Annotated in this window: 4 protein-coding genes and 1 pseudogene; 2 read left to right on the top strand and 3 right to left on the bottom strand. The window is 57.3% G+C overall.

Going from position 1 to position 4,793, the window contains the following annotated elements:
- The 3 genes from ABJP42_RS10660 to ABJP42_RS10650 all read right to left on the bottom strand — a co-directional run.
- Nucleotides 1-1,009, bottom strand: a 1,009-nt coding sequence (locus ABJP42_RS10660; protein WP_348340289.1) for a M24 family metallopeptidase, incomplete at its 3' end; no start/stop codon positions are given.
- A complete protein-coding gene (locus tag ABJP42_RS10655) occupies nucleotides 999-2,192 on the bottom strand; it encodes a diaminopropionate ammonia-lyase (protein WP_348340288.1) in 1,194 nt (397 codons plus the stop codon). The genes ABJP42_RS10655 and ABJP42_RS10660, both read right to left, overlap by 11 nt.
- The gene (locus ABJP42_RS10650) at nucleotides 2,185-3,339 is read right to left on the bottom strand and encodes an amidohydrolase (RefSeq protein ID WP_348340287.1); all 1,155 of its coding nucleotides are present in this window, start codon (nucleotides 3,337-3,339) and stop codon (nucleotides 2,185-2,187) included. Before ABJP42_RS10650 ends, ABJP42_RS10655 begins: the two co-directional genes overlap by 8 nt.
- 433 nt (nucleotides 3,340-3,772) lie before the next feature.
- On the opposite strand from ABJP42_RS10650, the gene ABJP42_RS10645 reads away from it, so the two are divergent.
- Entirely contained in the window at nucleotides 3,773-4,132 is a 360-nt protein-coding gene (locus ABJP42_RS10645) for a 1-deoxy-D-xylulose-5-phosphate synthase (RefSeq protein ID WP_348340286.1), read from the top strand.
- 291 nt (nucleotides 4,133-4,423) lie between these two features.
- Nucleotides 4,424-4,573: pseudogene (locus ABJP42_RS10640) on the top strand (IS3 family transposase); the annotation flags it as partial.
- Between the last annotated feature and the right edge of the window lie 220 nt (nucleotides 4,574-4,793).

The raw sequence follows: 4,793 nt of genomic DNA, 5'->3' as shown, positions 1-4,793 counted from the left end.
AATCCGCGTGCGAGGGCTGTTCTGTCAGCTGCATCCCCAGCCCATGGCCCAGTCGTCCGATGTCGCCGCCCTGATCATCCAGTTCCGCAATCACCCCCTGCATGGCCTGAAACAGATCGCGACAGCTGTTGCCCGGCCTGGCAGCGGCAAGCCCTGCCTCGGTGGCCCGCCACAGGGTCTCATAGGCGCGCCGCGCTGCATCATCTGAGGAACCAATGGCAAAGTTACGGTCAAAGTCGCAAAAATACCCATCCCAGGTCGCGCCGCTGTCCAGCATCAACACATCCCCAGCCTGCAGCGGCCGACGCGAGGGCGGCGAAATCACATCGACGTAGCCACCTGGGCCGGCGCCACCAACCAGATAGGGCACATCATCGGCGCCCTCGGCGAGGGCCGCACGGCGAAAGGCGCGAAACACCTCCTCCAGCGGCATACCCTGCGAGACCAGTTCGGGAACTGCGTCAAAGGAGGCAGAGCCTATAGCGCAGATATGTGCGAGCTTACTGACCTCGGCCTCGGATTTGACCATCCGCAAGCCCTGAACCAGCCCGGTAGCGTCCTCAAGTATGAGACCAGGCAGGGCGGTCAGCAGGCGTTCCCAATCTCCCAAAGGCATCCGCCAGGCGGTTTCATGACCCTTCAAAATCCCCAGCCGCGCACCCCGCTGGACCAAAGGCGACAACAGCTCTGTCAGCAGGCTGATACCGTCATCCTGCGGGGCAGGGGCGCTCCAGGTGCGGATATCTTCGACCCAGGTCTGGCGCATCAAAGCGGCCCCAATTTCCGGAATCACAGCGATGGGCTTTCCCGCGACCGGGACAAACAGAAACCAGGGCCGGGTTGGGCTTTGCCAGAACAGGGTGTGAAAGCCGCTGAAATAGCGCACATCCGGCTCGCTCAGCAGCAGTATCCCGTCCAGATCCTGCGCCTGCATCAGCGCCTGCGCCCTTTGGGTACGGGCTGCGAACTCCTCCTGCTCAAAGCCGCGATCTGGCGCCTTAAACTGCATCTGTTTCCCCCATGATCTGGGCAAAAATCGCGGGATCTGTAACCCCTTCGGAACCAATCAACAGGATGCGTGACCCAGAATTCAGCTCCAGCTTCGCCGACAGTTCGCTGTCCTGACGCGCCGCAATCAAAGCCGCCAAACCGGCAACCGCGCTCTCACCTGCTTCGATTTTGGCATCTGCACCAAGGGGGCGTGCCAGCAAACGCACACAGGGGGCAACAATATGATCCGGGATTGTCAAAAAGTCAGAGGCTTCTTCGGCCAGAATTTCCCAAGCCATGCCGGAAGGTTCGCCACAGGACAGGCCCGCCATTAGGGTCTCTTCCTGGATGGCAAAGTTGGTCGCAACTCCATGGCGACCACTTTCAAACAGGCAGGCCGCCAGTTCAGGCTCCACAATGACCACACGCGGCGCCCGATCCCCCCAGTGCTGGTGCAGACCAGCGACCACCCCCGCCGCCAGACCACCCACGCCGCCCTGCAGGAACACATGGCTTGGAGCCTGATCAAGACTGTTGCAGATCTCATGTGTCATCACGCCATAACCAGCCATCACATCACGCGGCGGTTCCGAATACCCATCCCAGGAGGTGTCAGAGACCACAAACCAGTGGTTTTCCTCCGCTTCCTTTTTGGCGAGCAGCACGGATTCATCGTAGTCCCCAGTGATGCGGATCACTTCGGCGCCTAGATCGCGCATGGCAGCTGCGCGACCCTCGCTGACCTCTGCGTGAATATAGATCCGGCAGGGCGCACCAAACCGCTGGCATCCCCAGGCCAATGAGCGCCCATGGTTGCCATCCGTAGCCGAAACCAAGGTGATTTTGGCCGCTTCTTCTTTGAATTCCCCTTTGCGGATTGCCGCCAGCGAGATGTCTTGCCCAAGCTGAGCCGAAATCTGGCGCTGCAACACCCGCAGCGCCGCATAAGACCCGCCAAGCGCCTTGAAACTGCCAAGGCCAAACCGCGGGCCTTCGTCTTTATAGAGCACCTCTGCAACGTCAATGTGAGCTGCCAAGGCCTTCAGAGACACCAATGGGGTAGGCGTATAGCCCTCCCACTGGGTGATCTCGGCGCGGGAATTTGCAAAATCCTGGTGTGACAGCACCCGGGAGGCGGCATTTCCCTGGCGTCTTGTTGCGGTGACATGGCCCAGTTTGGCGGCGGGAAGCAAATCAGTCATCAATCGATCTTTCGGCTGGGAGGCGATCGCACACCAGCTCTGCCCAGAAGGCAGCACCAAGAGGCAATAGCGCATCGTTAAAATCATAGTCGGCAGAATGCAGCGGTTGGCCATGCGAGCCAGTCTCGCCATTGCCCATCAGCAGGAAACAACCCGGAACAGCGGCGCTGAAATGGGCGAAGTCCTCGGAAAAGCTCATCGGAGGGCGGTCCGCAATAGTTTCATATTGTAAGCCCCGCGCCACCCGAACAACCGCCTCGGTCGGGGTGGCGGCATTGAGTGTTTCAATAAACTCGGTGTTGAAATTCATCTCCACCGTGACCCCATGCGCCGCGGCAATGCCCGTCGCAATCTGGCGCATGAAGCTCTCAATCGCCTCTCGGTGCTCGGGCAGGCGGGCGCGCACATCCCCCTTGAGTGTCGCACTCCCAGGCAGCACATTGCGCTGCCCATCGGTGATGAATTCGGTGACTGAAACCACAGCCCCCGCCGAGGGCGGCAATTTGCGCGAGACGATCGTTTGCAGTGCCAGTACCATCTCGGCACCCACGGTAAGGGCATCAACGCCAACCTGGGGCATCGAGGCATGACCACCCTGACCTTGAATAGTAATTTCAAACAGGCTCTCGCTGGCACAGATCTGCCCCACACGGGTTGAGACCTGCCCCAAGGGCGCGCCGGGCAGGTTGTGGATGGCATAGACCTCGTCGATCGAAAACTGTTCGAGCAGCCCTGCATTAATCATCGCCTGCGCGCCCAGCCCGTGTTCTTCGTTAGGCTGAAAGATAAACACCACGGTGCCATCAAAATCACGGCTCTGCGCCAGATGCTCGGCGGCGCCCAAAAGCATGGCCATATGGCCGTCATGACCGCAGGCGTGCATCACCCCCGGGTTCTGTGAGACATAGTCATGACGGCTAGCTTCAGTGATGGGCAGGGCATCCATATCGGCGCGCAACCCGATGACCCGATTGCCAGTGCCGCATTTCAGCAACCCGGCAACACCAACCCCGCAGTGCACTTCCAGCCCCAATTCTTGTAGCCGCAGCGCCACACTTGCTTTGGTGCGCTCTTCTTCAAACCCAAGCTCTGGATCTTTGTGAAAAGCACGACGCAATTCTGTCAACTTTGACCGGAAAGCGCTCATAAAAGCCTCCTGTTTCAACATCTAGAAACTACCCAGATCATAGGAAGGCGGGCATCTTTTTTCAGCCCCGGCGCGAGAAATTTCCTCCCGTTTCTCTGGGTTTGTTACTGATTTCAGAAGTCCTGCCAAGCACGAGGCAAATCACGATTGTTCTGGTGACCTTTGGCACTCTCCCTTTCAGACCTGACAGGACGCCCGTAGAAGCGGTTGGGAAAGATCATCGGCGGAGCAGGGCCGACACGTCACCGGAACCTCAACGGGAAGCCGCACCGAAGCCCAGGGTAAAACCTGTCAGCAAAAAGAATGGCTATGTGAAGACGGGCAGAAGACCACCGGGACGGCCTTCAAAAATGGAAGCTTACTATGGACGCAAAAAATGCGGAACAAGCCATCGAGGGCTGACAAATTCCATGAATGTCGTTAGCACAACGGCATGAGACACGCTGATCACTGGATGGACAAGCTTCACCTCGACGAGGAATTGCCGTCGCAGTTCCGGCTGTCGCGTTCAAAAATCATGTATATCGAAAGCAAAGCCGAAGGCCTTGAAGGCCCCGCTATGATCGGTCGCGTCTACCTTTCGAAGTCTGGGAAGACGCTTTATTACAAAGGCCTCAAGTTTCAGAGCCTGAAAGGCGCAGGTTTCAAGGCAAACTTTTTCGAGACTGATAGTGGTGACCATTACTGGATTTCAGGCCCGCGCAAAGATCAAAGTGATCGACTGTATGGTGGCAAAAGCGGCGTTCAGATTGATGATGATGTCCGCGAGGAATACCAGAGCCAGATTTCTTAGACACACTGTCCGCAAGGCTTCTCTGCCCTGCGATATTTGAGGTCTTCGGGCTGCTAAGCCTTGCCACCCTCAACGCCTGTGGTGACACTTCTGCTTTGCACAGCCGGTGACATTTCTGTGTGAGCGATGCGACGTCAACCTGACGGGAAGAATAGTACCTTGCCTCCTGGGCTTTGACTGCGAGAAATTTAGTTTCTTCCTGGTTCGGAGAAAGAGGAAGGTCAACAACTGAGCCTCCCCCTTTGGAGTGGTCCGCCCCTACAGTTAGGAAAGCGGAGGACCAAGTATGGCATAAAGAGACCCAAGCCGGAAGAGATTGTCGCGAAGTTACGGCAGGTTGAAGTTCTGGTGGGACAAGGCATGCCCCGGATTGATGCGATCCGTCAGATCGGCGTGACGGAGCAAACCAACAACCGCTGGAAGAAAAAGTACGGCGGAATAGACGACGTCCACGACATGCCGAAACGCTTCTGACATCCCGGACTCAAAATAACATAATATTGCTTATTGGATGAATTGATGTAGCGGGGAGCGCGCTACTTTCAAGTGCGACTCTTGTTAGAAAACATCATGTTATCTAATGAGAGGAATCGACATGGGCGCTGTCTATAGTCAACTGAGTATCACGGAACGCCGCAGAATAGAACGCTGGAGACACGCA

Source organism: Pseudophaeobacter sp., from assembly GCF_039971195.1.
GTDB lineage: Bacteria > Pseudomonadota > Alphaproteobacteria > Rhodobacterales > Rhodobacteraceae > Pseudophaeobacter.
This window is presented reverse-complemented; position numbering and strand designations above follow the sequence as displayed.

Bases quoted from the DNA above. Each gene is read 5' to 3' on its own strand.
- ABJP42_RS10645 (WP_348340286.1), top strand. From the start codon at position 3,773: ATGAGACACGCTGATCACTGGATGGACAAGCTTCACCTCGACGAGGAA.
- ABJP42_RS10655 (WP_348340288.1), bottom strand. From the start codon at position 2,192: ATGACTGATTTGCTTCCCGCCGCCAAACTGGGCCATGTCACCGCAACA.
- ABJP42_RS10650 (WP_348340287.1), bottom strand. From the start codon at position 3,339: ATGAGCGCTTTCCGGTCAAAGTTGACAGAATTGCGTCGTGCTTTTCAC.